The organism is Rhodococcus artemisiae (assembly GCF_036327795.1).
GTDB classification, from domain to species: Bacteria; Actinomycetota; Actinomycetes; order Mycobacteriales; family Mycobacteriaceae; genus Rhodococcus; species Rhodococcus artemisiae.
Window position 1 is genome coordinate 45448 of record NZ_JAUTXY010000003.1, and the last position, 25292, is coordinate 70739.

At 66.2% G+C, this 25292-nt stretch carries 27 protein-coding genes and 1 riboswitch; of the genes, 14 read left to right on the plus strand and 13 right to left on the minus strand.

Annotation, left to right across the window (positions count from 1 at the left end; translation table 11 throughout):
• Positions 1–24 precede the first annotated feature (24 nt).
• The gene (locus Q7514_RS07770) at positions 25–489 is read right to left on the minus strand and encodes a tRNA (cytidine(34)-2'-O)-methyltransferase (RefSeq protein WP_330132689.1); all 465 of its coding nucleotides are present in this window, start codon (positions 487–489) and stop codon (positions 25–27) included.
• 119 nt (positions 490–608) lie between these two features.
• On the opposite strand from Q7514_RS07770, the gene Q7514_RS07775 reads away from it, so the two are divergent.
• The 3 genes from Q7514_RS07775 to Q7514_RS07785 all read left to right on the plus strand — a co-directional run bounded on the left by Q7514_RS07775 (position 609) and on the right by Q7514_RS07785 (position 3295).
• Positions 609–2078 carry a wax ester/triacylglycerol synthase domain-containing protein gene (locus tag Q7514_RS07775; protein ID WP_330132690.1) on the plus strand — a complete coding sequence of 490 codons (1470 nt, stop codon included), beginning with the start codon at positions 609–611 and terminating at the stop codon, positions 2076–2078.
• A gap of 65 nt (positions 2079–2143) precedes the next feature.
• On the plus strand, positions 2144–2998 hold the full coding sequence (locus Q7514_RS07780; RefSeq protein ID WP_199233140.1) for a bifunctional methylenetetrahydrofolate dehydrogenase/methenyltetrahydrofolate cyclohydrolase: 855 nt from the start codon (positions 2144–2146) through the stop codon (positions 2996–2998).
• A 12-nt stretch (positions 2999–3010) separates the two neighbouring features.
• Complete coding sequence (locus Q7514_RS07785; protein WP_054718000.1) at positions 3011–3295, plus strand: DUF3017 domain-containing protein; 285 nt, start codon at positions 3011–3013, stop codon at positions 3293–3295.
• A 12-nt stretch (positions 3296–3307) separates the two neighbouring features.
• On the opposite strand, the gene metX is transcribed toward Q7514_RS07785, so the two are convergent.
• Complete coding sequence (gene metX, locus Q7514_RS07790; protein WP_330132691.1) at positions 3308–4435, minus strand: homoserine O-acetyltransferase MetX; 1128 nt, start codon at positions 4433–4435, stop codon at positions 3308–3310.
• A gap of 111 nt (positions 4436–4546) precedes the next feature.
• Positions 4547–4661, minus strand: a riboswitch (SAM riboswitch).
• Between the two features lie 276 nt (positions 4662–4937).
• Here metX and Q7514_RS07795 point away from each other — a divergent pair.
• The 5 genes from Q7514_RS07795 (at position 4938) to Q7514_RS07815 (ending at position 10404) form a co-directional block, all read left to right on the plus strand.
• The gene (locus Q7514_RS07795; RefSeq protein WP_330132692.1) at positions 4938–6161 is read left to right on the plus strand and encodes an NADP-dependent isocitrate dehydrogenase; all 1224 of its coding nucleotides are present in this window, start codon (positions 4938–4940) and stop codon (positions 6159–6161) included.
• A gap of 104 nt (positions 6162–6265) precedes the next feature.
• Positions 6266–7069, plus strand: coding sequence for an exodeoxyribonuclease III (locus Q7514_RS07800; RefSeq protein WP_330132693.1), 804 nt, complete (start codon positions 6266–6268; stop codon positions 7067–7069).
• A gap of 84 nt (positions 7070–7153) precedes the next feature.
• Positions 7154–8203, plus strand: a complete 1050-nt coding sequence (trpS, locus tag Q7514_RS07805) for a tryptophan--tRNA ligase (RefSeq protein WP_330132694.1) — start codon at positions 7154–7156, stop codon at positions 8201–8203.
• An 18-nt stretch (positions 8204–8221) separates the two neighbouring features.
• Positions 8222–9277 (plus strand): YhjD/YihY/BrkB family envelope integrity protein, encoded by a 1056-nt coding sequence (locus Q7514_RS07810; protein ID WP_330132695.1) that lies wholly within the window; start codon positions 8222–8224, stop codon positions 9275–9277.
• Between the two features lie 86 nt (positions 9278–9363).
• Entirely contained in the window at positions 9364–10404 is a 1041-nt protein-coding gene (locus tag Q7514_RS07815) for an NAD(P)-dependent alcohol dehydrogenase (RefSeq protein ID WP_330132696.1), read from the plus strand.
• Positions 10405–10579: 175 nt separating this feature from the next.
• On the opposite strand, the gene Q7514_RS07820 is transcribed toward Q7514_RS07815, so the two are convergent.
• Genes Q7514_RS07820 through sdhC form a run of 4 tightly spaced genes read right to left on the minus strand, consistent with a single transcriptional unit; the run spans position 10580 to position 13976 of the window.
• Complete coding sequence (locus Q7514_RS07820) at positions 10580–11359, minus strand: succinate dehydrogenase iron-sulfur subunit (protein ID WP_054718349.1); 780 nt, start codon at positions 11357–11359, stop codon at positions 10580–10582.
• The gene (sdhA, locus tag Q7514_RS07825; protein ID WP_330132697.1) at positions 11359–13110 is read right to left on the minus strand and encodes a succinate dehydrogenase flavoprotein subunit; all 1752 of its coding nucleotides are present in this window, start codon (positions 13108–13110) and stop codon (positions 11359–11361) included. The genes Q7514_RS07820 and sdhA overlap by 1 nt, the downstream gene beginning before the upstream one ends.
• Before the next feature lie 15 nt (positions 13111–13125).
• On the minus strand, positions 13126–13566 hold the full coding sequence (locus tag Q7514_RS07830) for a succinate dehydrogenase hydrophobic membrane anchor subunit (RefSeq protein WP_330132698.1): 441 nt from the start codon (positions 13564–13566) through the stop codon (positions 13126–13128).
• Positions 13567–13568: 2 nt separating this feature from the next.
• Positions 13569–13976, minus strand: coding sequence for a succinate dehydrogenase, cytochrome b556 subunit (gene sdhC / locus Q7514_RS07835; RefSeq protein WP_330132699.1), 408 nt, complete (start codon positions 13974–13976; stop codon positions 13569–13571).
• Positions 13977–14229: 253 nt separating this feature from the next.
• On the opposite strand from sdhC, the gene Q7514_RS07840 reads away from it, so the two are divergent.
• From Q7514_RS07840 to Q7514_RS07850, 3 genes are read left to right on the plus strand one after another with little or no spacing between them, the layout of a single operon-like run.
• The gene (locus Q7514_RS07840) at positions 14230–14649 is read left to right on the plus strand and encodes a cytidine deaminase (RefSeq protein WP_330132700.1); all 420 of its coding nucleotides are present in this window, start codon (positions 14230–14232) and stop codon (positions 14647–14649) included.
• On the plus strand, positions 14642–15925 hold the full coding sequence (locus Q7514_RS07845) for a thymidine phosphorylase (RefSeq protein WP_330132701.1): 1284 nt from the start codon (positions 14642–14644) through the stop codon (positions 15923–15925). Before Q7514_RS07840 ends, Q7514_RS07845 begins: the two co-directional genes overlap by 8 nt.
• Positions 15926–15943: 18 nt before the next feature.
• Positions 15944–17032 (plus strand): adenosine deaminase, encoded by a 1089-nt coding sequence (locus Q7514_RS07850; RefSeq protein WP_330132702.1) that lies wholly within the window; start codon positions 15944–15946, stop codon positions 17030–17032.
• Between the two features lie 64 nt (positions 17033–17096).
• Here Q7514_RS07850 and Q7514_RS07855 read toward each other — a convergent pair whose 3' ends face one another.
• From Q7514_RS07855 to Q7514_RS07875, 5 genes are all read right to left on the minus strand, one after another.
• Positions 17097–18323 (minus strand): primosomal protein, encoded by a 1227-nt coding sequence (locus tag Q7514_RS07855; protein ID WP_330132703.1) that lies wholly within the window; start codon positions 18321–18323, stop codon positions 17097–17099.
• A 57-nt stretch (positions 18324–18380) separates the two neighbouring features.
• Positions 18381–18680, minus strand: coding sequence for a YbaB/EbfC family nucleoid-associated protein (locus tag Q7514_RS07860; protein ID WP_330132704.1), 300 nt, complete (start codon positions 18678–18680; stop codon positions 18381–18383).
• Between the two features lie 85 nt (positions 18681–18765).
• Positions 18766–19104, minus strand: coding sequence for a hypothetical protein (locus Q7514_RS07865; RefSeq protein ID WP_330132705.1), 339 nt, complete (start codon positions 19102–19104; stop codon positions 18766–18768).
• An 83-nt stretch (positions 19105–19187) separates the two neighbouring features.
• Positions 19188–20204 (minus strand): C40 family peptidase, encoded by a 1017-nt coding sequence (locus tag Q7514_RS07870; protein WP_330132706.1) that lies wholly within the window; start codon positions 20202–20204, stop codon positions 19188–19190.
• On the minus strand, positions 20204–20563 hold the full coding sequence (locus Q7514_RS07875) for a type VII secretion target (protein ID WP_330132707.1): 360 nt from the start codon (positions 20561–20563) through the stop codon (positions 20204–20206). The genes Q7514_RS07870 and Q7514_RS07875 overlap by 1 nt, the downstream gene beginning before the upstream one ends.
• 168 nt (positions 20564–20731) lie before the next feature.
• Here Q7514_RS07875 and upp point away from each other — a divergent pair, with 168 nt between their 5' ends.
• Together upp and Q7514_RS07885 are read left to right on the plus strand one after the other, a co-directional pair.
• Positions 20732–21355 carry a uracil phosphoribosyltransferase gene (upp, locus tag Q7514_RS07880; RefSeq protein ID WP_330132708.1) on the plus strand — a complete coding sequence of 208 codons (624 nt, stop codon included), beginning with the start codon at positions 20732–20734 and terminating at the stop codon, positions 21353–21355.
• Between the two features lie 180 nt (positions 21356–21535).
• Positions 21536–22231, plus strand: a complete 696-nt coding sequence (locus Q7514_RS07885; protein ID WP_330132709.1) for an MspA family porin — start codon at positions 21536–21538, stop codon at positions 22229–22231.
• A 7-nt stretch (positions 22232–22238) separates the two neighbouring features.
• On the opposite strand, the gene Q7514_RS07890 is transcribed toward Q7514_RS07885, so the two are convergent.
• Complete coding sequence (locus tag Q7514_RS07890) at positions 22239–23711, minus strand: phospho-sugar mutase (protein ID WP_330132710.1); 1473 nt, start codon at positions 23709–23711, stop codon at positions 22239–22241.
• Positions 23708–24517 carry a purine-nucleoside phosphorylase gene (locus Q7514_RS07895; protein ID WP_330132711.1) on the minus strand — a complete coding sequence of 270 codons (810 nt, stop codon included), beginning with the start codon at positions 24515–24517 and terminating at the stop codon, positions 23708–23710. Before Q7514_RS07895 ends, Q7514_RS07890 begins: the two co-directional genes overlap by 4 nt.
• A gap of 65 nt (positions 24518–24582) precedes the next feature.
• On the opposite strand from Q7514_RS07895, the gene Q7514_RS07900 reads away from it, so the two are divergent.
• Positions 24583–25281: an enoyl-CoA hydratase/isomerase family protein gene (locus tag Q7514_RS07900; protein ID WP_330132712.1), complete on the plus strand. Its 699-nt coding sequence runs from the start codon at positions 24583–24585 to the stop codon at positions 25279–25281.
• Positions 25282–25292 lie beyond the last annotated feature (11 nt).

Here is a 25292-nt window from a genome sequence, read left to right on the forward strand (position 1 = left end):
TCGCTCAGAGGCATGGAACTCGGATCAGACCGCGCCGTCGAACCCGTGCTGACGCCACGCCTCGTAGGCCACCACCGCGGCGGCGTTCGACAGGTTCAGCGATCGACGCCCGGGCAGCATCGGAATACGGACCTGCGCCGTGACATGCGGATCGGCGAGCACCTCGTCGGACAGGCCGGTCGGTTCGGGACCGAACAACAGGACGTCACCCGGCCGGTACTCGATGTCGGCGTAGCTGTTCTCGGCATGTGCCGTGAACGCGAAGACACGCTCCGGATTCAGGGTCTCCCATGCCGCCTGGAGATCGGCATGCACCGTCACCGATGCCAGATCGTGGTAGTCGAGCCCGGCCCGACGGAGTTTCGGCTCGGACAGGTCGAATCCGAGGGGTTCCACGAGGTGCAACTCGTCGCCGGTCGCGGCGACCATTCTGATCGCATTCCCCGTATTCGGTGGAATACGGGGCTCATGGAACATCACTCGGAACACTCGATCCAGCTTGCCAGCCGGGCCGTGGCCGGGCGCACGCGGGGGATGCGGCACCGGCGGGGAGCTGTTTGAATCGGGCCGTCGGAAGCACAGCGAGACCGCGGAGGCGAACCATCGCAATGACACGCAGACACGGGGTCCGTCTGGCTCCGCGCGACGCTCTACACGTGTTCGTCGAGGAGGCGAACCCGGACGACCCACCTGCGGTCATGGTGAGTTTCTACGTGTTCGACACGGAACGGGGCGCGAACCCGATCCGCACGCGTGCCGAGGCGGCGACCTGGTTCCTCGATCGATTGCATCGGACGCCGGCGCTTCGCCGACGTCTGCATCGAGTTCCCGCCGACCTCGACTACCCGTACTGGGTCGAGGCGGACATCGACCCGGATCACCACATCCGTTTCACCACGGTCGGCCGCACCACCCGCAGCGCACTGCACAGGCTCATGGCTTCGATGAAGGAAAGCTCCCTCGACCCGGCCCGGCCCCTGTGGGAGGTACACGTGTTGACCGGCATCCGAGGTGTCGCCGACCTCCCGGACGCGTCGACCATCGTCGCGCTTCGTATGCACCATTCGGTCACCGACGGACTGGGTGCCGCCGGGATCGCTCGCGCGCTGTTCGACGACCCGGATGCCGCGCCCACCGGGGGAGGTGCGCCCACCTCGGTTCCGGGAGCACTCCGCGCGGCATCGGCACTACCCTTCCGGTTCGCGCGTATGGCACCTGCGGTTCTCACTGCTTTCCGCGCGCGGAAAGCCCTGACCACACTGACCGCGGCGGGGACGATCACCACACCGACGCAGCACCGTCCACGAACGCGTTTCGACACCCGCGGCAGCGGGCCTCGGCAATTGGGCCGGGTCCGCATGGATCTGCGTGACGTCCGGACCCTCGCTCGCGCAACCGGAACATCCGTCAACGATGTGATCCTGACAGTGGTCGGGGGCGGCCTGCACTCGTATCTCGAGCATCACGGTGAGACCCCGCCCGCGTCGCTCGCGGCGATCGTTCCCCGGTCGACCCGACGCAGATCCGGCGTCGAAACAGGGGACGTCGAAACAGGGAAGGCCCGTGCGGCGAACGAGGTCACGCTCATGTATGTCGACCTGCACACCGACCACGCGGACCCGCTCGGACGACTCCGCCTCGTCGGGGAGTCGGCGAACCTGGAGAAGCAGCGTGTCGCGCGTCCGGAAACGGCGGCGACCACTGCCCCCGTCGATGTCTCGCCCGCACTGGATCTGAAAGTGTCGATTCGTCGCGCCCGCGACCGGCAGATCTCCTCGAGGAGTGACATCGTCGCCCTGGCGAACACCACGGTGACCAATGTGCCCCGCGGTACGGTCGAGGGCCTACGATTCGGCGACAGCCCGGTGGTGGAAGCGCTCGGCACGCCGATGCTCAGCCGGAACTTCGACCTCGTCCATGCGGTGGCATCGCTCGGTGACGTTCTGGATCTGACGTTCCTGGTGAGCGATTCGTCGATGCCGGACCCCGAGGACTACGAACGGCGGCTCGCCTCGGCATTCGGAGATCTGTGCCGGACCTGTGCCCCCGGCGACAACCCGATGGACGCTCGCGGCTGATCCCCGCCGGGGAGGATACGACACCGCCCGCCGCCGGCGAGCGGATACCTGGAAGAATGAGTGGCGTGACTGCGACCATCCTGGACGGCAAAGCAACCCGCGACGAAATCTTCGAGGACCTGGTGGTCCGTGTGGCAGCGCTGAAGGACAAGGGCATCACGCCCGGCCTCGGCACGATCCTGGTGGGCGACGACCCCGGATCTGCAGCGTATGTGCGCGGTAAGCACAACGACTGCGCCAAGGTCGGCATCACCTCGATCCGCAAGGATCTGCCCGCCGATATCACTCAGGAGCAGCTCGAAGCGGCGATCGACGAACTCAACGCCGACCCCGCATGCACGGGCTACATCGTGCAGTTGCCGTTGCCGAAGCACCTCGACGAGAACGCCGCCCTCGAGCGCATCGACCCGGCCAAGGACGCCGACGGACTGCATCCCGTCAACCTCGGACGCCTGGTGCTCGGCAAGGAAGCGGCGTTGCCGTGCACCCCGCGCGGCATCGTCCACCTGCTGCGTCGCTACGAGGTGCCGATCAACGGCGCCCACGTGGTGGTCATCGGCCGCGGCGTGACCGTCGGCCGTCCGATCGGGCTGCTGCTGACCCGCCGCAGCGAGAACGCGACCGTGACGCTGTGCCACACCGGTACCAAGGACCTCGCCGCCGAGGTGAAGCGCGCCGACATCATCGTCGCCGCCGCAGGCGTGCCCGCACTCATCACCGCCGACATGGTCAAGCCCGGTGCAGCGGTACTCGACGTGGGCGTCTCGCGCACTGCGGACGGCCTGCGCGGCGACGTCGCCGACGACGTCCGCGACGTCGCAGGGTTCATCTCCCCGAATCCCGGCGGTGTCGGACCGCTCACCCGCGCGTTCCTGCTGACGAACGTCGTCGAGCGCGCCGAGCACGACGCCGGTCTCTGAGCGACCCGCAGGATGGACAGTTCGGCGCGACTCACACGACTGAACCTGCCGCTGCTGGCGGTCACCCTGGTGATCGCCGCAGCGGTGGTCCTCGTGCTGGCCGATCGCTGGCGCCGGGGCGCGTTCGTGTTCGGCGGTGCGATGATCCTTGCGGGAATCCTCAGGTGGGCTCTCGACTCGGATCAAGTGGGAGTGCTCGCGGTGCGAAGCAAACGTTTCGACGTGGCCGCGATGCTCGCGATGGGCGGAGCGATCGTGACACTGGCAGTCTCGATCGATCCGCTCGGCACCGGATAGAGCACACGGCTCTCAGGAGTCCGCCAGCTCCATCAGTTCGACGAGCAGCTTCGCGACCGCATCGGCCTCGGTGAGGAAGCCGTCGTGTCCGTCGCGTGACTCGAGGACGCGCAGCCGGTCGCAGTGGGGCAGACCGTCTGCGATCTCCTGCTGCAATCGGATCGGGTAGAGCCGATCGGAATCGACACCCGCGACGATCGTCGGCACACGCGTGCTCCCCAACGCGGCTTCGAGGCCACCGCGACCGCGGCCCACATCGTGCCGGTTCATCGCGTCGCTGAGCACCACATAGGTCCCGGGATCGAATCGGTTGACGAGCTTCGACGCCTGGTGGTCGAGATAGCTCTGTACCGCGTAGCGCCCATCGCGCCACGGATCCTCGTCGCCTTGAGGAAGATTCGCGAACCGCGAGTCGAGTTCTTCCTCGCTGCGATACGACAGGTGGGCCATGCGGCGGGCGATTCCCAGCCCCGCCTCCGGTCGGCGGCCACTCTCGTAGTAGTCGCCGCCCTGCCAGTCCGGGTCCGCCGTGATGGCAGCGATCTGGGTGCTCTGGACACCGATCTGGTCGGCGGTTGCACGGGCACCCACTGCGAGGACCAGTGCCGCCCGCACCCGGTTCGGGTGGGTGACGATCCATTCGAGTGAACGCATGCCGCCCATCGATCCGCCCGTCACCGCGGCCAACGTGTCGATGCCGAGAGTATCGAGAAGGGCGGCTTCCGCGGTGATCTGATCGCGGATGGTGATCCGGGGGAATCGCGAGCCCCACGGCTTTCCGTCGGGCGCGGTGCTGCCCGGTCCGGTGGTGCCTTGGCATCCGCCGAGGACGTTCGTGGCCACCACGCACCACCGGTCGGTGTCGATCGGGGCGCCGGGGCCGACCATGCCGGACCACCAGCCGGGGGACGGGTGATCCGGTCCGGCGGGTCCGGTGATGTGTGAGTCGCCGGTCAGGGCGTGCTCGACGAGTACGACGTTGTCGCGGGTGGGCGACAGCGCGCCCCACCGCTGCAGAGCAACGGTGACGTCGGGAAGGATGTCGCCGCTCTCGAGGGTGATGTTGCCGATGTCGACGGTGTCGAGCTGTCCGTCTTCCGCGGGGAGTTCGATCCGCCGACGGTTGGTACCTGCTGTCAAGATGCGACCGCCTCGAGGCCGGTGGTGATGGTCATCCGTGTCCTACTTGCCATGTCGGAGGGCTGGAAGGGGAGCCGGTATCGACAGTTCATCAGCATTTCGAACCTCCCAGGAGCCGGCTTGTCGTCTGCGGTGCGCCGACGACCGTGTCCTCACCCGGAGCACCCCACCCTGGCCGGAGGGTTGCCGACCAGCAAGCCGGGGCTTCGCGCTGGCACTCATGACCTCGTCGGAAGTCTAACGGCTGGGTTCCACGGTCCGATAGGCGGCTCTCGACCTCACTCCGGCAGGTGTCGGACAGGGTGAAAGTTACCGGTCAGTAGTGTTCGTGACGGTCTGACCAGGGTTGTGTGCGGATCGAATAGCAGTACGCTTGTTCTGTTTGGCTCCGTACCGGACGCGTGCAGAGCCACGCTCGGATACCTGAGCTGAAGCCGGCCGTATTCCTGAAGTGCGGCCGATCGGGGACTCGACTGCCGTCCAAGGAGGACACGAACCGCGTATGTCCAAGATCAAGGTTGAGGGTAAGGTCGTCGAACTCGACGGCGACGAGATGACACGCATCATCTGGCAGTTCATCAAAGACAAGCTCATCCATCCCTACCTGGATGTGGATCTCGAGTACTACGACCTCGGCATCGAGAATCGCGACGCGACCGACGACCAGGTCACCATCGACTCCGCACACGCGATCAAGAAGTACGGCGTCGGCGTCAAGTGCGCGACCATCACTCCAGACGAGGCGCGCGTCGAGGAATTCGGCTTGAAGAAGATGTGGCGTTCGCCCAACGGAACCATCCGTAACATTCTCGGCGGCACCATCTTCCGCGCGCCCATCATCATCTCCAACGTGCCGAGGCTGGTTCCGGGCTGGACCAAGCCGGTCATCGTCGGTCGTCACGCATTCGGCGACCAGTACCGCGCGACCGACTTCAAGGTGCCCGGAGCCGGCACCGTCACCATCACCTACACACCGGACGACGGCTCCGAGCCGATCGAACACGAGGTATGCAGGATTCCCGAGGACGGCGGCGTCGTCATGGGGATGTACAACTACAAGAAGTCCATCCAGGACTTCGCGCGCGCCTCACTGTCCTACGGTCTGCAGCGCAATTACCCGGTCTACCTGTCGACCAAGAACACGATCCTCAAGGCCTACGACGGCATGTTCAAGGACGAGTTCCAGCGGATCTACGAGGAAGAGTTCAAGGCGGAGTTCGACGCTGCAGGACTCACCTACGAGCACCGCCTCATCGACGACATGGTGGCATCGTCCCTCAAGTGGGAAGGCGGCTATGTCTGGGCCTGCAAGAACTACGACGGTGACGTCCAGTCCGACACCGTCGCGCAGGGTTACGGCTCGCTCGGCCTCATGACCTCCGTGCTGATGACCCCGGACGGCAAGACCGTCGAGGCAGAGGCCGCACACGGCACCGTCACCCGGCACTACCGGCAGCATCAGCAGGGTAAGCCGACGTCGACCAACCCGATCGCGTCGATCTTCGCCTGGACCCGCGGTCTCGAACACCGCGGAAAACTCGACAGCACCCCCGACGTCATCGAGTTCGCGCAGGCGCTCGAAGACGTTGTCATCAAGACAGTCGAGGCGGGCAGCATGACCAAGGACCTCGCGCTGCTCGTCGGCCCCGAACAGTCGTGGCTGACCACCGAGGAGTTCCTCGGTGCACTCGACGAGAACCTGCAGAAGGCGCGCGCCTCGCAGTAGGACCCGGTTGCTTGGATGGTCGGTGTGCAAGCACGACACGGGCCGCCCTATCAGGGGCGTCCCGTGTGTCCCGTCCGTCGGAGGCGTCGGATACGGTGTCCGACGTGTCCCTCACCATCACCACCGTGAACGTCAACGGCGTGCGCGCAGCGGCCGGCAAGGGCCTGCTCGCGTGGCTCGAATCATCCTCCGCGGACATCGTCTGTCTCCAGGAAGTACGCGCGAGCGAGAAACAGTTCCACACCGCGATCGCGCCGGCGCTCGACGCCGGTTGGCATGTCGGGGGAGCCGAGGCGTCCGCAAAGGGACGCGCGGGCGTTGCGATCCTGTCGCGCATACCGGCGGACGCCGTGCGTGTGGGTTTCGACGTCGACGAGTTCGCCGACTCGGGCCGCTACATCGAGGCGGATTTCGGGGACGTGACGATCGGCAGCCTGTACCTGCCCACCGGTGAAGCAGATACTCCGAAGCAGGACGACAAGGAGCGCTTCATGAAGGGCTTCGCCGCGTACCTGGGGGAGCGCGCCGCCGACGTGATCGCGGCAGGCCGCGACATGGTGGTGTGCGGCGACTGGAACATCGCCCACACCGAGCGCGACATCAAGAACTGGAAGGGCAACGTCAAGAAATCCGGCTTCCTGCCCGGCGAGCGGGCCTGGGTGGATGATCTGCTCGCGACCGGTCAGTGGCTCGACGTCGTACGCGACCTGCACGGCGACGTCGCCGGACCTTATTCCTGGTGGTCCTACCGCGGCAAGGCATTCGATACCGACGCCGGCTGGCGGATCGACTACCACCTCGTGACCCCGGTCCTGGCCGCCCGGGCGACCGACGCGCGGGTCGAGCGCGCTGCGACCTATGCCGAGCGCTGGTCGGACCACGCCCCGGTCACGGTCACGTTCGAGTAGGCGTCATCGATCACGACAGCGTTCACTGCGGTGCTTGTCGACCTCGTTCCGCCCCGGAAACCGGTGCGTGAAATTATCGAGGTCATGTCGACTGCAGATCAGAACGCCACAGCGCAGGACACCCGCCCCGCCGCGCGGCCACGGGTGCTCTCGGGTATCCAGCCCACGTCGGATTCGTTCCACCTCGGGAACTTCCTCGGTGCGTTGCAGCAGTGGGTTCCCGCGCAGGACGAGAACGACGCCTTCTACTTCATCCCCGACCTGCACGCCATCACCGTGCCGCAGAAGCCGAAGGAACTACGCAAGCGGGTCCTCGTCGCCGCCGCGCAGTTGCTGGCGATCGGGATCGACCCGGAGCGCTCCGTACTGTTCGTGCAGAGCCAGGTTCCCGAGCACGCCGAGCTGTCCTGGGTGCTGAACTGCCTCACCGGTTTCGGTGAGGCGAGCCGCATGACGCAGTTCAAGGACAAGTCCGCCAAGCAGGGCTCCGAGCACGCAAGCGTCGGCCTGTTCACCTACCCGGTGCTCATGGCTGCGGACATCCTGCTCTACCGCGCCCACCAGGTCCCGGTCGGCGAGGATCAGCGGCAGCATCTCGAGCTCACCCGCGACCTCGCACAGCGCTTCAACAAGCGTTTCGGGAAGACCTTCGTCGTCCCTGAAGCGTTCATCGTCAAGGGCACCGCCAAGATCTACGATCTGCAGGATCCGACGTCGAAGATGAGCAAGTCGGCCGCTACCGACGCCGGCCTGATCAATCTGCTCGACGATCCGAAGGTCTCGGCGAAGAAGATCAAGTCGGCGGTGACCGACAACGACCGCGAGATCCGGTTCGATCCGGAGAACAAGCCGGGCGTGAGCAACCTGCTCACCATCCAGTCGGCGCTGTCGGGCCGCTCGATCGACGAACTCGTCGCCGGGTACGAGGGCAAGGGCTACGGCGACCTCAAGGGCGACACCGCAGAGGTGCTCACCGAGTTCGTCACACCGTTGCGAGCGAAAGTGGACGAGTACCTCGCTGACGAGGCAGAACTGCTCCGGATTCTGTCGAACGGTGCGGATCGGGCACGTGAGGTGGCTTCCCGGACTCTGGCCCAGGTCTATGACAAGGTGGGATTCCTACCGCGAAAGTGATTGCGTAAGGAGACCCAGATGGTCGGTGGCCCCGACGTCGACGACAAGCCCGGCTTCCTTGAACGCCAACGTGCGGCCCGTCCGTGGCTCGACCATCTCGTTCGCTCCGGGACGCGTTATCAGGAGAACAAAGGGGACTACTACGCCGCGGGCCTGACCTACTTCACGGTCCTCGCCATCGTCCCGGTCATCATGGTGGCGTTCTCGATCGCCGGGTTCATCCTCGCCGGTCGCCCGGAGATGCTCGAGCAGATCAGCGATGCGATCACCGAGAACATCCCCGGTGAGCTCGGCGGCACGGTCCAGGGAATCATCGATTCCGCGATCGATTCCCGCGGCGCGGTGGGTGTCATCGGTCTGATCACCGCGTCGTACGCCGGTCTCGGCTGGATGGCGAACCTGCGTGACGCGCTCACGGCGATGTGGGACAACCCGCGCGAGAAGGGCAACTTCCTCGTCGTCAAGCTCAAGGACGGCGGTGCGCTGATCAGTCTGGGTCTCGCGATGATCGTGTCCTTGGGGTTGTCGGCGATCAGTAGCGGGCCGGTGATGCGGTGGATCGTGGAACTGCTGAACATCGAGAACATCGTCGGGGTGGGCGTGCTGCTGCGTATCGTGGCGCTCCTCATCGCGACTGCCGCTACAAGCGCCGTGTTCACCTGGGTCATTGCGCGTTTGCCACGCGAACCGGTCACCTTCCGCAGTGCGATCCTCGCCGGCGTGATCGCAGGCATCGGCTTCGAGATCCTCAAGCAGGCCGGATCGATCTACCTGGAGAGCGTCCTCCAGGGGCCCGCGGGTGTCGCGTTCGGCCCGATTCTCGGCATCCTCGTCTTCGGCAACATCACCGCGCGACTCGTGCTGTTCTGCACCGCATTCGCGGCGTCGACGAAGGCGAATCTCGCGCTCGCGCACGTTCCCGCACCGGATCCCGCGGTGATCACACCTCGTGTCCAGGTGAATGAAGGGCCCGGGGTGCGGGGCGGACTTGCTCTGCTCGGCGCCGGCGTGCTCGGCGGCGCGCTCGTCGGGGCCCGGGCACGCCGTGGCGGTACCGGGCGTGCACGCCACTGATCGGATTCCCGGATCGGATGTGAACAGCGGGTGTAGTTCGACGCAGAACACCGGCGACCGTGCGCGTTCTGTCGTAGGGTCCGGATATGAGAGCGCTCCAATACACCGCTGTCGGTTCTGAGCCTGTCGTCGTCGAGATTCCCACTCCGGCACCCGGCCCGGGCGAGATTCTGCTGAAGGTCATCGCTGCCGGACTATGCCACTCCGACATTTTCGTGATGGATCAACCCGAGGATTCGTACGGATACGGCCTGCCGCTGACCCTCGGCCACGAAGGCGTGGGCACGGTCGCCGAGCTCGGCGCCGGTGTCAGCGGGATCTCGATCGGCGACGCCGTGGCCGTGTACGGGCCGTGGGGTTGTGGCACTTGTCACGCGTGCACCCTCGGCCGTGAGAACTACTGCACGCGCGCGGCAGAACTGGCGATCGCCCCACCAGGGCTCGGCGCGCCGGGGTCGATGGCGGAGTACATGATCGTCGATTCGGTGCGGCATCTCGTTCCGATCGGAGATCTCGACCCTGTACGTGCGGCACCGCTGACCGACGCCGGGCTCACGCCGTACCACGCTGTCCAGCGTGTACTGCCGCTGCTCGGGCCGGGGTCTACCGCCGTCGTCGTGGGTGTCGGCGGACTCGGCCACGTCGCCATCCAGATCCTTCGGGCGATCACCGCAACGAGGATCGTGGCCGTCGACCTCGACGACGAGCGGTTGGCGCTCGCCCGCAGCGTCGGCGCCGACGATGCGGTGCGTTCCGACGCGGGCGCCGCGGACGCCGTGCGGGCGTTGACGAACGGACTGGGTGCCACTGTGGTGTTCGACTTCGTGGGAGCCCAGTCCACGATCGACATGGCACAGCAGGTTGTCGCAATCGACGGGCACATCTCGATCGTGGGGATCCACGCGGGTGCGCACGCGAAGGTCGGATTCTTCCTCGTTCCCTTCGGCGCATCGGTCGTGACCCCGTACTGGGGCACGCGCAGCGAATTGATGGAAGTGGTCGCACTCGCTCACGACGGAAAACTCGACATCCACACCGAGACGTTCGGCCTCGACGAAGGCCCCACGGCGTACCGGCGGCTCCGCGAGGGCACGATCCTCGGTCGCGGGGTAGTTGTTCCCGGCTGACAGCACACGGTTCTTGTTCCCTGTACAGCGAAGGCCCGCAGTACAGCGAAGGCCCGCAGTACAGCGAAGGCCCGCAGTACAGCGAAGGCCCGCAGTACAGCGAAGGCCCGCAGTACAGCGAAGGCCCGCACACGAGTGTGCGGGCCTTCGCCGGGGCTGCAGAGGTGGTCTGCTGTCAGCGCGCAAACATCAGCGCGCGCTTGACTTCCTGGATCGCCTTCGTCACCTGGATGCCGCGAGGGCACGCGTCGGTGCAGTTGAAGGTGGTGCGGCAGCGCCACACACCTTCCTTGTCGTTGAGGATGTCCAGGCGCTCGGCGGCACCTTCGTCACGCGAATCGAAGATGAAGCGGTGAGCGTTGACGATGGCAGCAGGACCGAAGTAACTGCCGTCGCTCCAGTACACCGGGCACGAGGTGGTGCAGCACGCACACAGGATGCACTTGGTGGTGTCGTCGAAACGTGCGCGGTCGTGCTGCGACTGGATGCGTTCGCGGGTCGGCTCGTTACCGGTGGCGATGAGGAACGGCTTGACGGCACGGAACGCGTCGAAGAACGGCTCCATGTCGACGATGAGGTCCTTCTCGACCGGAAGACCACGGATGGGCTCGATCGTGATGGTGACGGGCTTGCCGTCCTTGGGGAGCATGTCCTTCATCAGGATCTTGCAGGCCAGCCGGTTGACGCCGTTGATACGCATCGCGTCGGAGCCGCAGACACCGTGTGCGCAGCTGCGGCGGAACGTGAGGGTGCCATCGAGGTAGCCCTTCACGTACAGCAGCAGGTTGAGCATGCGGTCGGTGGGAAGCGCGGGAACCTGGAACGAATCCCAGTGCTGGCCCTTGTCGTCCTCCGGGTTGAACCGGGCGATCTTGAGCGTGACCATGGTCGCGCCTTCAGGCACGGGAGGCAGCTCGGACGCGGGGGCGTTGTCGTTCTTCTCGAGAGTTGTCATCAGTACTTACGCTCCATGGGCTCGTACCGGGTCTGGACCACCGGCTTGTAGTCCAGGCGGATGTCGGAGATCAGGTCCTCGCCCACCTTGTAAGCCATGGTGTGCTTCATGTAGGTCGCGTCGTCCCGGTTCGGGTAGTCCTCGCGTGCGTGTCCGCCGCGCGATTCCTTGCGATTGAGGGCACCGACGACGGTCACCTCGGCCATCTCGAGCAGGAAGCCGAGCTCGACCGCCTCGAGCAGGTCGCTGTTGTAGCGCTTGCCCTTGTCATGGACCGTGATTTCCTTGTAGCGCTTCTTCAGCTCGTGGATGTCGCCCAGCGCCTGGGTCAGCGTCTCCTCGGTACGGAACACCGACGCGTTGTTGTCCATCGACTGCTGGAGGTCGCGACGGATATCGGCGACACGCTCGCTGCCCCCCTGGTGGAGGATCAGGTCGAGCCAGTCGTCGACGTACCTCGTCGGGTTCTCCGGCATGTCCACGTGGTCGTGGCTGTTCGCGTACTCCGCGGCAGCGATGCCGGCGCGGCGGCCGAACACGTTGATGTCGAGGAGCGAGTTGGTGCCGAGGCGGTTGGCACCGTGCACGGACACGCATGCGCACTCGCCGGCCGCGTACAGACCCGGGATGACGTTGTCGTTGTCGCGGAGCACCTCACCCTCGACATTGGTGGGAATTCCACCCATGACGTAGTGGCAGGTGGGGTACACGGGAACGAGCTCGGTGACCGGGTCGACGCCGAGATAGGTGCGCGCGAACTCGGTGATGTCGGGGAGCTTCTCCTCGAGGACGTCTTCGCCCAGGTGGGTCACGTCGATGTAGACGTAGTCCTTGTTCGGTCCGGCACCGCGGCCTTCGAGCACCTCGAGAACCATCGAGCGCGCGACGATGTCGCGGGGCGCGAGGTCTTTGATGGTAGGTGCGTACCGCTCCATGAAGCGCTCGCCGTCGACGTTGCGCAGGATACCGCCCTCACCGCGGACCGCCTCCGAGATGAGAATGCCGAGTCCGGCCAGCCCCGTCGGATGGAACTGATGGAATTCCATGTCCTCGAGCGGCAGGCCCTTACGGAAGATGATGCCGAGGCCGTCACCGGTGAGGGTGTGGGCGTTGGACGTCGTCTTGTACATGCGGCCCGAGCCGCCCGTGGCGAACACGATCGACTTCGCGTGGAAGACGTGGATCTCACCCGTGGCGAGCTCGTAGGCGATGACCCCTGTCGCGACCGGGCCGTTCTCGGTCTCGGTCAGCGCGATGTCGAGCGCGTAGAACTCGTTGAAGAACTCCACGTCGTGCTTGACGCAGTTCTGGTACAGCGTCTGCAGGATCATGTGTCCCGTGCGGTCGGCTGCGTAGCACGCGCGACGGACCGGGGCCTTGCCGTGGTCGCGGGTGTGGCCACCGAATCGACGCTGATCGATCTTGCCCTCGGGCGTGCGGTTGAACGGAAGACCCATCTTCTCGAGGTCGAGGACCGCGTCGATGGCTTCCTTCGCCATGATCTCGACAGCGTCCTGGTCGGCGAGGTAGTCGCCGCCCTTGACGGTGTCGAATGTGTGCCACTCCCAGTTGTCTTCCTCGACGTTCGCCAGGGCGGCGCACATGCCACCCTGTGCGGCGCCGGTGTGGCTGCGAGTGGGGTAGAGCTTGGTCAGAACCGCGGTGCGGGCCCGGGGGCCGGCTTCGATCGCGGCGCGCATTCCGGCGCCACCTGCACCGACGATGACCACGTCATAACGATGTTCCTGCATGAAGTCTTGGCTCCCCTAGCTCGCAACGATGTTGGGATCGAAGGTGAAGATCACGTAGGTGCCCAGGCCCATGATCAGGATCATCGACACGACCAGGATCGTGTTGAGCCAGAACCGGGTGGAGTCCTTGCGTGCGTAGTCCGCGATGACGGTGCGCAGGCCGTTGCCGCCGTGCAGCTGTGCGAGCCACAGCATCGACAGGTCCCAGACCTGCCAGAACGGGCTGGACCAGCGACCTGCGACGAAGGCGAAGTTGATGCGGTGAACGCCGTCGTCGAGCATCAGCATGATGAAGAGGTGGCCGAGCACCAGGATGATCAGTGCGACGCCGGACAGGCGCATGAACATCCACGCGTACAACTCGAAGTTGTTCCTCGCTGCGCGCCGCGGGGACCGCGGATTGTCGAGGCTGGCGGGGCGATCGTGTGCCGTGCCGAGGGTCTTCGCTTCAGTCATGATCAGTGCCCCGCAAACGTGTTGTAGAGGATCCGGATGGACGCGGGAATCATCACCACGAACCAGATCGCCAGGATCGTCCAGAGCATCACGCGCTGGTACTTCGGGCCCTTGGACCAGAAGTCGACGAGCATGACGCGCAAGCCGTTGAGGGCGTGGTAGAGCACCATGGCCACCAGGCCGAGCTCCATCAGGCCGACGATCGGGTTCTTGTAGGTTTCGATGACCGCGTCGTAGGTCTCGGGGTTGACCCGGACGAGTGCGGTATCGAGGACGTGGACGAATAGGAAGAAGAACGTCGCCACGCCGGTGATCCGGTGTAGAACCCAGGACCACATTCCGGGGTCCCCCCGGTATAGCGACCGTGTGCGCCCCGCCGGTGCGGGGGCGGCTTCAGTCGTGCTGCTCATCGAGTGCTGTGCCTCCAACGTCAATGGTGGACGCGTCGAGCCGCTCTCGCCTGTGGAAATCCGCAGTACCGGGCCCGACGTGAAACCTGAACCGACTTGGCATGACTCTAAACCCATCGCAAAGCCGGGAACTAATCTCCCGGCTGATTCGTACCGGCGTGAAAACGTAAGTTAGGTTTGCCTTTCCAACTGTGATCGCGGGCGGTGGGGGCGTCGAATCGTTGCGTGGACCACCGTGGAAGGATGTGGAATTGTGCCGGAAATTGACTGGAAGTCCTTGCGCGCCAATGCACATGAAGCTATGGGGCATGCCTATGCGCCTTACTCGGAGTTTCCGGTTGGGGCTGCTGCTCTCACCGTGGACGGCAGGACGGTGAGCGGCTGCAATGTGGAAAATGTCTCACACGGCTTGGGTCTTTGTGCCGAATGCGTACTCGTCGGTAACTTGATCTCCGGTGGTGGGGGTCGTCTTCGAGCGGTCACCGTGTGCGACGCGCGCGGGGCATTGCTGATGCCGTGCGGCCGATGCCGGCAGGTCCTTCTCGAACACGGCGGCCCCGGTCTGCTCATCGACACCACTGCCGGTGCCCGCCCGATGTCGGATCTCCTACCCGACGCCTTCGGCCCGCAGGATCTTGCAGCGATCGTCCCCGACGGTGGTGACCATGCCTGAGATCACCTCGATCATCCGGAGCAAGCGCGACGGCTTCGAACTGACCGGATCCGAAATCGACTGGGTGATAGAAGCGTTCACCCACGGGATCGTCGCCGACGAGCAGATGTCCGCGCTCGCCATGGCCATCTACTTCCGCGGAATGAGCCGCACCGAGACCGCACGCTGGACGACGGCGATGATCGACTCGGGTCGGCGACTCGATTTCACCGGCCTGGGTCTGCGCACCGTCGACAAGCATTCCACGGGGGGAGTGGGTGACAAGATCACCCTTCCTCTCGCCCCGTTGGTGGCAGCGTGCGGCGTGGCGGTGCCTCAGCTGTCGGGTCGCGGACTCGGGCACACCGGGGGCACGCTCGACAAACTCGAATCGATTCCGGGCTGGCGTGCGGAGCTGAGCACTGCCGAGATGGCAGAGATCCTCACCGACCCGGCCGTCGGTGCAGTCGTCTGCGCCGCTGGTACCGACCTGGCTCCCGCCGACCGGAAGCTCTACGCGCTGCGCGATGTGACCGGCACGGTCGAATCGATCCCTCTTATCGCAAGTTCGATCATGAGCAAGAAGATCGCCGAAGGCACGGGCGCCCTCGTTCTCGATGTGAAGGTCGGCAGCGGGGCGTTCATGAAGGAAATCGGAGAAGCCCGAGAGCTCGCCAGGACAATGGTGGAACTCGGTTCCGATGCCGGCCTGAGCACCACCGCTCTGCTCACCCGGATGGACACACCGCTCGGGCGCACCGCAGGCAATGCCCTCGAAGTAGGTGAGGCGGTCGAGGTGCTCGCGGGCGGCGGCCCCGACGACGTCGTCGAGCTGACTCTGGCACTCGCCCGGGAGATGCTTGCGGCGGCGGGTGTCCACGACGTCGATCCCGCCGACCGGCTACGCGACGGAGCCGCGATGGATCGCTGGCGTTCGATGATTGTCGCTCAGGGTGGTGACCCCGACGCGCCGCTGCCGACCGCGCACCACACCGAGACCGTGCGCGCAGAGTCGGACGGCGTCCTCGTCGGCCTCGATGCCATGGCCGTCGGGCTCACCGCATGGCGGCTCGGAGCGGGGCGCGCACAACAGGGCAGCGCTGTGCAGGCAGGTGCGGGTGTCGAACTTCACGTGACACCCGGCGATTCGGTTCGTGCGGGGCAGCCGATCGCGACACTCCACACCGACACGCCGCAGATGTTCCCGGCCGCGCTGGCGGACCTGCGCGGCGGAGTACGCATCGGAGTGGAGCCGCCGGAACGGCGCCCACTCGTCATCGAGCGGATCACCGAGTAGGCGACTACCGTCCGGGACATGAACGAGCTGCCGGGAGGGACGCGGCTTCGGGTCGCGCCGAAAGTGGTCCTGCACGACCACCTGGACGGCGGGCTGCGGCCCGAGTCGATCCTCCAACTCGCCGATGACTGCGGTCATCGATTGCCGGCCGATACAGCAGACGAGCTCGCCTCGTGGTTTCGTGACTCCGCCGACAGCGGGTCGCTCGAGCGCTACCTGGAGACCTTCGAGCACACAGTCGCCGTGATGCAGACTCCCGAAGGTCTCGAGCGGGTCGCGCGGGAATGCGTCATCGACCTCGCAGAAGACGGCGTCGCCTACGCCGAGGTCCGGTTCGCGCCCGAGCAACATCTCGAGCGGGGTCTGAGTCTCGACCGTGTGGTCGAACATGTCCTCGAAGGGTTCCGTGCGGGGGAGTCGGCTGTGGCAGCGGCCAGTGGGCGGCGCATTCGGGTCGGGTGTTTGCTCACCGCGATGCGGCATGCCGCGCGTTCTCGGGAGATCGCCGAACTGGCCGTGCGGTTCCGCGACCGCGGAGTCGTCGGATTCGACATCGCGGGCGCCGAGGCCGGAAATCCTCCGAGCAGGCACCTCGATGCATTCGAGTACACGCGCGCCGCGAACGCACACTTCACCATTCACGCCGGCGAGGCGTTCGGCTTGCCGTCGATCCACGAGGCAGTCGCGTTCTGCGGCACCGACCGTCTCGGGCACGGAGTACGCATCGTCGACGACATCACGGTGCATTCGGACGGCACGGCAACCCTCGGCCTACTCGCGAACTACGTGCGGGACAAGAGGATTCCGCTGGAACTGTGCCCCAGCTCCAATGTGCAGACCGGTGCCGTGCGGACCATCGAGGAGCATCCGTTCGACCTGCTTGCCCGTCTGCGCTTCCGGGTGACCGTCAACACCGACAACCGGCTGATGAGCGACACCACGATGACGCGGGAGATGACTCGGCTGGTCGGGGCGTTCGGCTACGGGTGGTCGGATCTGGAGCGCTTCACCATCAATGCGATGAAGTCGGCGTTCCTCCCGTTCGACCAACGCCTCGAACTGATCGACGACGTCATCAAGCCCGGGTACGCAGTGCTCCTCGGCTGAGGGGAGGTATCAAGCCTGACCATCCGGCTCGGTACTCGACCGCGGGGAATACCCTGCCCGCCCCTCACAGCTTGCGTAGGTGGGCTTCGAACTCACGCTCGAGGTCGCGCCACGCGAGGGCCTCTGCATCGAACGGCGCACTCGGGGCGAGTCTGCTCGAATCAGGTTCGATCACGTAGTTGACGAACCAGCCCAGCTCGGACGAACCGGCGAGTGCCGCGTCGGTTGCGTCCTCGCCGACGTAGTTCGCCGCATCGGTGAACAGCTCGACGGCGAGTTCCATCTGTTCGGGATCGACCGCGGTGACACCCTCGACGATGTCGTCGGCGATTCCGGTGAGCACGTAGACGTTGTCCTCGGTGACCGCGACCTCGAGCGAGCCGTCCGTGGCGGCGTGCCGGATGGCCTCGTACGTCTCCAGCGGTGCCAGGTCGTGGTCGTGGTTGTCGGCCAGGTACCGGCCGAGCGCACGTTCGGACCCGAATACGAGGATCGAGCCCTCGGAGCCGAGGAACACGGCGTCATCGTCCAGGTAGCACCGCAGTGTGAACCACGTGCCCTCTGAAGTGATGATCTTGATGGGGTCGATGCCCACGGACGTCCAGAAGTCGTCGCCCGCCTCGTCGTCGACGTACTCGTACTCGTCCTCCTCGGCATCATCGACCGCGTCGTCCGCCTCGACGTCGTTCTCGTCGACCGCGACCAGTTCCGACTCGATCTCCGAAACCGCAGCGTCGTCGGTGTTCGGGGTCGTGACGACCGCGTCGAGCGCGTCGATTACGGCGTCCCAGTCCTCGGCGACCGCGGCACCGAGCTTGTTCCACAGCTCTGCGCCGGTGCGGTCGTCGAACGCCGCGACGCCGTACCGAAGCACGGTGTCGACCTCCGGGCGTTCGAAGAATTTGGTGACCACATCGAGCTCGCACACGTCGCCGAGAATGCTGACGATGTCGAAAGTGTCCTGGAGCTCCGAGACGAAGACCGGGTCGAGGTCGCCGGCCACCAGCTCCGGGACCCCGATCAGATCGAACGCGTGCGCCTCGTCGGGCTCGAACTCGACGGCAGCGAGCTTCGACACGACCGGCCACGCCGGATGCTCGACGAGATCGTTGTCGTTGTTCGAGCGCACGAACGCGACGAGGTGCGCGACCGACGGGAACCCGTACAGGTCGTCACCGTGGCCGAGGAAGGCCTCCCACTCGTCGTCACCTTCGCGCCACTTGGGCGCCCACAAGGTGACGAGGTCGCCGTCGGTGAGACCGAGCTCGATCGGGACGATGTCTCCAGCCATGGCGCGAAGCCTAGCCATTGCAGCGCTGAAGATATAGCGGGGGAGGGGAGAAAAGCGTCACCCGAGGGCGCTCCGGAGGTCTTGAAGTAGCCGGGCGCGGTCCGCGCCGGCCCGGCGCGCGGCCTCGTGAACGGTCGCGAGGATCTCCGATCCGAGCTCGGCGGCGTCGCGGCGAGTCACCGATTCGGCAAGTTCCAGGCCTGCCAGAGCGCCCCGACCGTCGACGTGCGCGACGATGCTGCCGTCCTCGTTCCTCGCGGAACCGCGTAGCGCACCGAGTCCGTCGAGTGTGTGCTCGAGTACGCCGAGCTGTGTGCGTACGCGGTCGACGATCTCCTCGACCTGGTGCTCGCTCATGGCCTGTCGTCCTTCCGTTGATGTGGTATCGGGTTCGCGATTGCAGGAACTACTGCGATTGCAGGAACTACTGCGATTGCAGGAACTACAGGGGCCGGTGCATCCAGGTCGGGTGCGTGCCGTAACCGCCTTCGTCGTGTTCGAGATCGGGGAGGTCGTCGCGGGTGGGCATGCCCATCCGGTCGAGGACATCACTGGGGACGCCCTGAGCGGAGAGTTGCTCACGCCGCAGAATCGCCGCGTCGAGCGCGGCCCGCCGATTCAACGCGACGATGGCCTCGGCGAGTTGTGCAGCCCCGAACCGCAGTTCTCGCGGGTCGATGCGCAGATCGATCGGCAGGCCTTCGTCGGTGGCGCGGACCCGGATGGTGCCGGCAGCGTTCTGTGCGGTGGCTGTCACCGGGATCGACTGGTTGGTGTCCATACACGATTGGACGCACCGGACGGCGCATCGGTTCCCGCGGGCGCGGGTGAGATTCGGGCCGCACGGTCGGTCGGGCTTCGCGGTCACTCTGTGGGTCGGTAGAAGCCCTGAAAGCTCATCCCGCTGTTCGTGGTACGGATGGGGGTCACGGCGACGGGGTCGCCTGCTTCGACCATCATCCCGCCACCCACGACCATAGCGACGTGCCCGTCCCAGACCGCGAGGTCGCCCGGCAGCACGGACCCGGAGTCGACAGGCGTCCCGACATCCTGTTCCTGCGCGAGACGCGGAATCTCGAGACCCGCCTGCCCGTATGCCCACTGGGTCAGGCCGCTGCAGTCGAGTCCGCGACCCGGAGTGGTGCCACCCCACACGTACGGTGTTCCCTGCTGGTCGAGTGCGCGGCGAACGGCTTCGGCGGCGGTCGGATTCGGGGCATGTGCAACGGTGCCGTCGGGCAGTGTCACCGCGACCCCGCCACCGGTCGCGGGTGCCGAGCCGCCCATCGTCGAGATCTCACCGGATCCCGTCGGAAGATTCCCTGGCGCGGCCGGTACTGTGCCGTCCTCGTTCGGTATCGGAGCCCCCGCCGGGGGCGCGGGGATCGAGGCGGTCACCGTCGCGGTGAGCTCGGAGAGTGCGGCAACCACTCGTGTGAGCACGTCCAGGCCCTCGGAGATGTGTTCGATCGCGGCGGTGATCAGCATCAGCTGCCCCTGTGGGAGGGCCAGTGCGGGTGCAGCGTTCTGGGCGAGCACGACGAACGAATCGATGATGCGTTTCAACTCGGCCGCTCCGGTGACCACCGTGACCGTGGCGTCGAGCACGCTGGTAGCGAGCTCGATCCCTCGATCGACGGCACCGAGGGTGTCCGCGAGAATCCGCTCGCCGCTGTCGAGCGCGGCCTCGGCGGCGGCCCCGGTCCACCCCCACGAGAGCTCCGCGAGCGCACTCCGGCAGGTGGCGTGCGCTTCCTCTGCCATCGCGCACCCGGCACGCAGTCCGTTGCCCGGGTCCGAACTCGGCGGTACGTCGGTACCGAAGGCTCCGAGCAGATCGTGCAGGGGCGAGACGAGTGCGTCTGCCCCCACGCCGGCCATCACAGGCCGGCCTCACGGATCTCGAGCCCCACGACGATGCCACGCAGGGCAGCGGTCGTCTCCCTCTCGGTGCGTTCGTATGCGGCTGCAGTGAGGGTCGCCGTGGTGCCCATCCCCGAGAGGACCTCGCGGATCCGGTCGAGTTCGCGGGAGTGGCCGTTGTATGCGGCAGTGAACGCCGCGAGGAAGTCGGCGCCGACCGGGCCGAGGAGCGGTGTGAGTCCGATCGGGTCGGTCGTCCTGGTCTCGAGTGCGGCCTGGTCGATCTGTTCGGCGAGGGCTGCAGCAACGCGGCCGAATCCCGCGATCACCTCCGTGTCGGCCTCGAGTGTGTCGGCGTCGGTCTGTGGATGGGGCACCGTATGTCTCCTCGGTCACCGTCGGATGTGTGTCACATCGTTCACCGTCGGATGTGTGGCACATCGTTCACCGTCGGATGTGTGGCACATCGTTCACTGTCGGATGTGTGTCACATTGTTTCGACGCGCCGGAGGGCACTTCGGTTCCGTCGTTCTATCCTTCGATCCATGGATTCGCTCGTGGTCGACCACCCGCTCGCTGCTTCCCTGCTCACGATCCTGCGGGATGAACGCAGCGACAATGCCGCTTTCCGGCACGCGTTGCGCCGACTCACCCAGATGTTGATCTACGAGGCGGTCCGGGAGGCGCCGGTCGAGCAGTTCGACGTCCGGACTCCTGTGGCTGTCACGACCGGAGTGCGTCTGAAGCAGCCGCCCCTGCTCGTTCCGGTGCTGCGTGCGGGGCTCGGCATGGTGGAGCAGGCGCACGCCCTGATTCCGCAGGCGCAGGTCGGGTTCGTGGGGCTTGCCCGGGACGAGGAGACCTTCGAGCCGGTGCCGTACCTGGAATCGCTGCCCGGGGATCTGTCGGGCCTTCCGGTGTTCGTGCTGGATCCGATGCTTGCGACGGGTGGGTCGATGGTGCAGACGCTCGACATGCTGGTGTCTCGCGGCGCGACCGACATCACCGCGGTGTGTGTCGTGTGTGCGCCGCAGGGTGTCGAGACGCTCGCCGCGTCGGGGCATCCGGTTCGCCTCGTGACCGCGGCGATCGACGCCGGTCTCAACGACGCGAAGTACATCGTGCCGGGGCTCGGAGACGCCGGAGACCGTCAGTTCGGCCCGCGCTAGAAACCCCCTGGGGGTATGTTACCAATGGGACCTTTGGTGCTGGAGTGACGCTATAACGTCTCTGATCCGTAACCGTACGGAGACCGGCTCCGTCACGAACAGTGACCCCGCCTCTATACGCTGCTCCCTGTTCGCAACGTCCGTTGTGACCGAACGACCTCTGCGGAACAGGGAAATACGATGCGCGATACCCTTTTTCACACACGTTTGAAAGCGCCACTCCGGATTGCCGCGCTGGGTGCGGCGTCGACGCTCGCCGTCCTCGCCAACCCCGCGGTGGCTTCCGCCGACATCGACAATTCCCGGATCCTACCGCTCGAAGGTGGCCGCGCGATCGAAGTGGCACAGGCGGATACGTCGATCCAGATGTACCCACCACTCGACAGCTCGCCCCTCAGCGTCGAGTTCTTTGCAGACGGAACGACATCCGTCCGGATCACCGGGTATGAAGCGGCGCAGGCCGCGGGTACGAAACTTACCGTCGGTTACCAGATCGGCTATCCGGCTGCGTTGCCCGGCGCGGTCGCCCACGTCATCACTCCGGGTCTGACGGTCGGAGGTGACAACAGCGCGAACCTCGGGGTGGAGCTCATCCCGGATCTGGCGGTGGGAGTCGACCTCGGCACCGGAAACGCCTGGGAGGCGTCGCTGGTTCCGGAGCAGGAACTCGAGGTCGAGCTTGCGCCCGGCGGCATCACCGATGTGCCGATCATCGAAGAGCACACGTTCGACGGCGACTCCACTACGGTGCGATTCGCGGGTATCCGCGGATCGGTGTCCGGCGCGATCGGGCCGGTCACGATCCGGCCCTACGCCAAGGCGGTCACGTCGTCCAACGACGTCGCCATCACCTACGGAAAGCCGGTCCGGCTCTGACCTGTGCTCAGTCGGCCAGTCCGATTGCCCAGCGGCGCAACGAGTCCAGCGACTTCGTCGCAGCATCGCGATTGCCCGTGCGGGCCACCGATTCGAGATAGCACTTGAGTTTCGGTTCGGTGCCGGACGGCCTGATCACCACTCGGACCGTGGCGCCCTCGAAGATGAGTGCGTCGGTGTTCAGTGGTCCCGGGTCGGTCGCCAGATCGGTCAGGGTCACAGGCTCGTCGGCCAGTGTGAGAGGAGGCTCCGACCGCAACCTCGTCATGATCGTGTCGATCTGCGTGAGTGCGGTGACGCGGATCGCTACCTGGTCGCCCACGTGCACCCCGAAGCGGCGGTGCAGGTCGTCGAGTGCATCGACGAGGGTACGGCCCGACCCCTTCAGCTCGGCTGCGTAGTCGGCGACCACGACGGCCGTGCCGATCCCGTCCTTGTCACGCACGGCATCGGGGTCGACGCAGTGCCCGATGGCCTCCTCGTACGCGTAGACCAGGCCCTCGCCGGCTCGGGTGAGCCACTTGAAGCCGGTGAGGGTCCGTGCGAATCGGGCTCCGCGCGCGGCGGCCAGTGTGCCGAGCAGCGTCGACGAGACGATGGTCGTTGCCACCAGCGACCCGGCCGGTGCGTGATCGAGGATGCGGTCGCCGAGCAGCACGCCGGTGTCGTCACCGCGAAGCATTCGCCACCCGGCCGGAGTGGGAACCGCGACCGCGCAGCGATCGGCGTCCGGATCCAACGCGATTGCGATGTCGGCGTGGATGTCGGCAGCGAGTTCGAGTAAGGCGTCGACGGCGCCCGGTTCCTCCGGGTTCGGGAACGCGACCGTCGGGAACGCGGGATCGGGCTCGAACTGCGTCGCGACGACGTGAACATCGGTGAACCCGGCCGCATGCAGCGCGGCGACCGCCGTCTCGCCTCCGACGCCGTGTAGCGGTGTCAACGCGATTCTCAGGTCTCTGTGCGCCGAGCGTGGCAGCGACGCCACCCGTGCGAGATAGCGGTCGACGAGGTCGCTGCCCGAGGTCGCCACTGCCTCGCGAGGAACCGAGTCGGCCTCCGGCGCGTCGTCGATCGCCGCCTCGATCTGCCTGTCGGCCGGCGACACGATCTGGGCTCCACCCGAGAGGTACACCTTGTAGCCGTTGTCGGATGCCGGGTTGTGTGACGCGGTGATCTGCACTCCCGCTGCTGCATCCAGTTCCCGTACCGCGTAGGCGGTGACCGGGGTCGGAAGTGGTCGGGGGAGGGCGACGACGTCGAATCCGGCCGCGGCGAGTACCTCGGCGGTCGCGGTGAAGAACTCTGCAGACCCGTGGCGCGCGTCGCGTCCCACCACGACTGTTCCGCCGCGCTGTCCCTGTGCGACGAGCCAAGCCGCGAGGCCCGCGGTGGTGCGCACGACGTTGGGGACGTTCATGCAGTCCGGTCCGTCGCCGACAGACCCGCGCAGCCCCGCGGTCCCGAACCGGAGGGTCACAGCCCGGCCGCCAGATCGCGCAGGAGATCACCCATGCGGGTTGCGGCCCCGCGCCCCGCGGCGAGGACTTCCGCGTGGTCGAGGTGCTCGCCCGTGATGCCTGCCGCCGCATTGGTGACCAGCGAGAGGCCGAGGACGCGCGCACCCGCCGCGCGTGCGGCGATGGTCTCGTGCACCGTCGACATGCCGACGAGATCTGCGCCGAGGACGCGCAGCATCCGGATCTCGGCGGGTGTCTCGTAGTGCGGCCCGGGCAGTCCGGCGTAGACGCCCTCGGGCAACGTGGGGTCGATCTCGCGGGCGAGCGCGCGCAACTCGGGGGAATAGGCGTCGACGAGGTCGACGAACTGGGCGCCGACGAGCGGCGAGCGGCCCGTGAGATTGAGGTGGTCGGAGATGAGAACGGGCTGTCCCACTCCGAGGTCGGGATCGACACCTCCCGCGGCGTTGGTGAGGATCACGGTGTGGGCTCCCGCGGCGACTGCGGTGCGTACCGGATGGACGACCCGGCTCAGCTCGTGGCCCTCGTAGGCGTGGGTGCGTCCCGCGAGCACGAGCACCGTGTTGTCGCCGACGGTGAACGAGTGCACGGTGCCGGAGTGTCCGGCGGCGGTGGGTGGCGCGAAGCCGGGGAGGTCACTCATCGGAATGCTCGCGGTGGGTTCGCCGAAGCGGTCGACTGCGGCGCGCCAGCCCGAACCGAGGACGACGGCAATGGTGTGTGCGGTGATGCCCGTGCGTTCGGCGACGACGCCGGCCGCGGCCTTCGCCGCGAGGGCGGGATCGAAGATCTCGGGTGTTCCCATGAGGTCAGACCCTAGCGGCAACGCGGAAGTTACTCGTGAGTAGGAATCGGGGTATTCTTGCGATCATGGCTTACCTCGAACGTGACGGCGACGTCTTCGTCCTGTATCTCGGCAACCAGGGCGAAGAGGTCAACGAGAACCGCTTCCATCCCGACATGCTCATCGAGCTGCACCACCGGCTCGACGAGGTCGAGGCGTATGAGGGCCCCGCTGCCCTTGTCACTGCCGCAACCGGGAAGTTCTGGAGCAACGGCCTCGACACCGACTGGATCTTCGGCAACTTGGCAGACCTGCCCGGATACCTGGACTCTGTGCACGAACTCTTCGTGCGGATCCTGACCTTCCAGATGCCGACGATCGCCGCCGTACAGGGACACGCCTTCGGAGCAGGCGCGATGCTCGCCCTCACCCACGACTTCCGGATGATGCGCGCTGATCGCGGTTTCTGGTGCCTGCCCGAGGTGAACCTGAACATGCCGTTCACCGTCGGAATGTCCACGCTGATGCGGGAGCGTCTTCCCATCCAGACCGCGGTCGACGCGATGACCACCGGTCGCCGGTTCGGAGGCATCGACGCAGTTGCCGTAGGCATAGCCGAGCAGCACGTGGACGGCGACGGAGTCCTCGCAGCGGCCGTCGAGAAGGCTGCGGCGCTGACCTCGACCCGCGGCAAGAACCTGGGAGGAATCAAGCGCGGCCTGCATGCGCCCTTGATCGAGGCGCTGCAGACGAAGACGGACGAGTCCAACTTCCGCCTCGGCTGACCGTCGGCCGG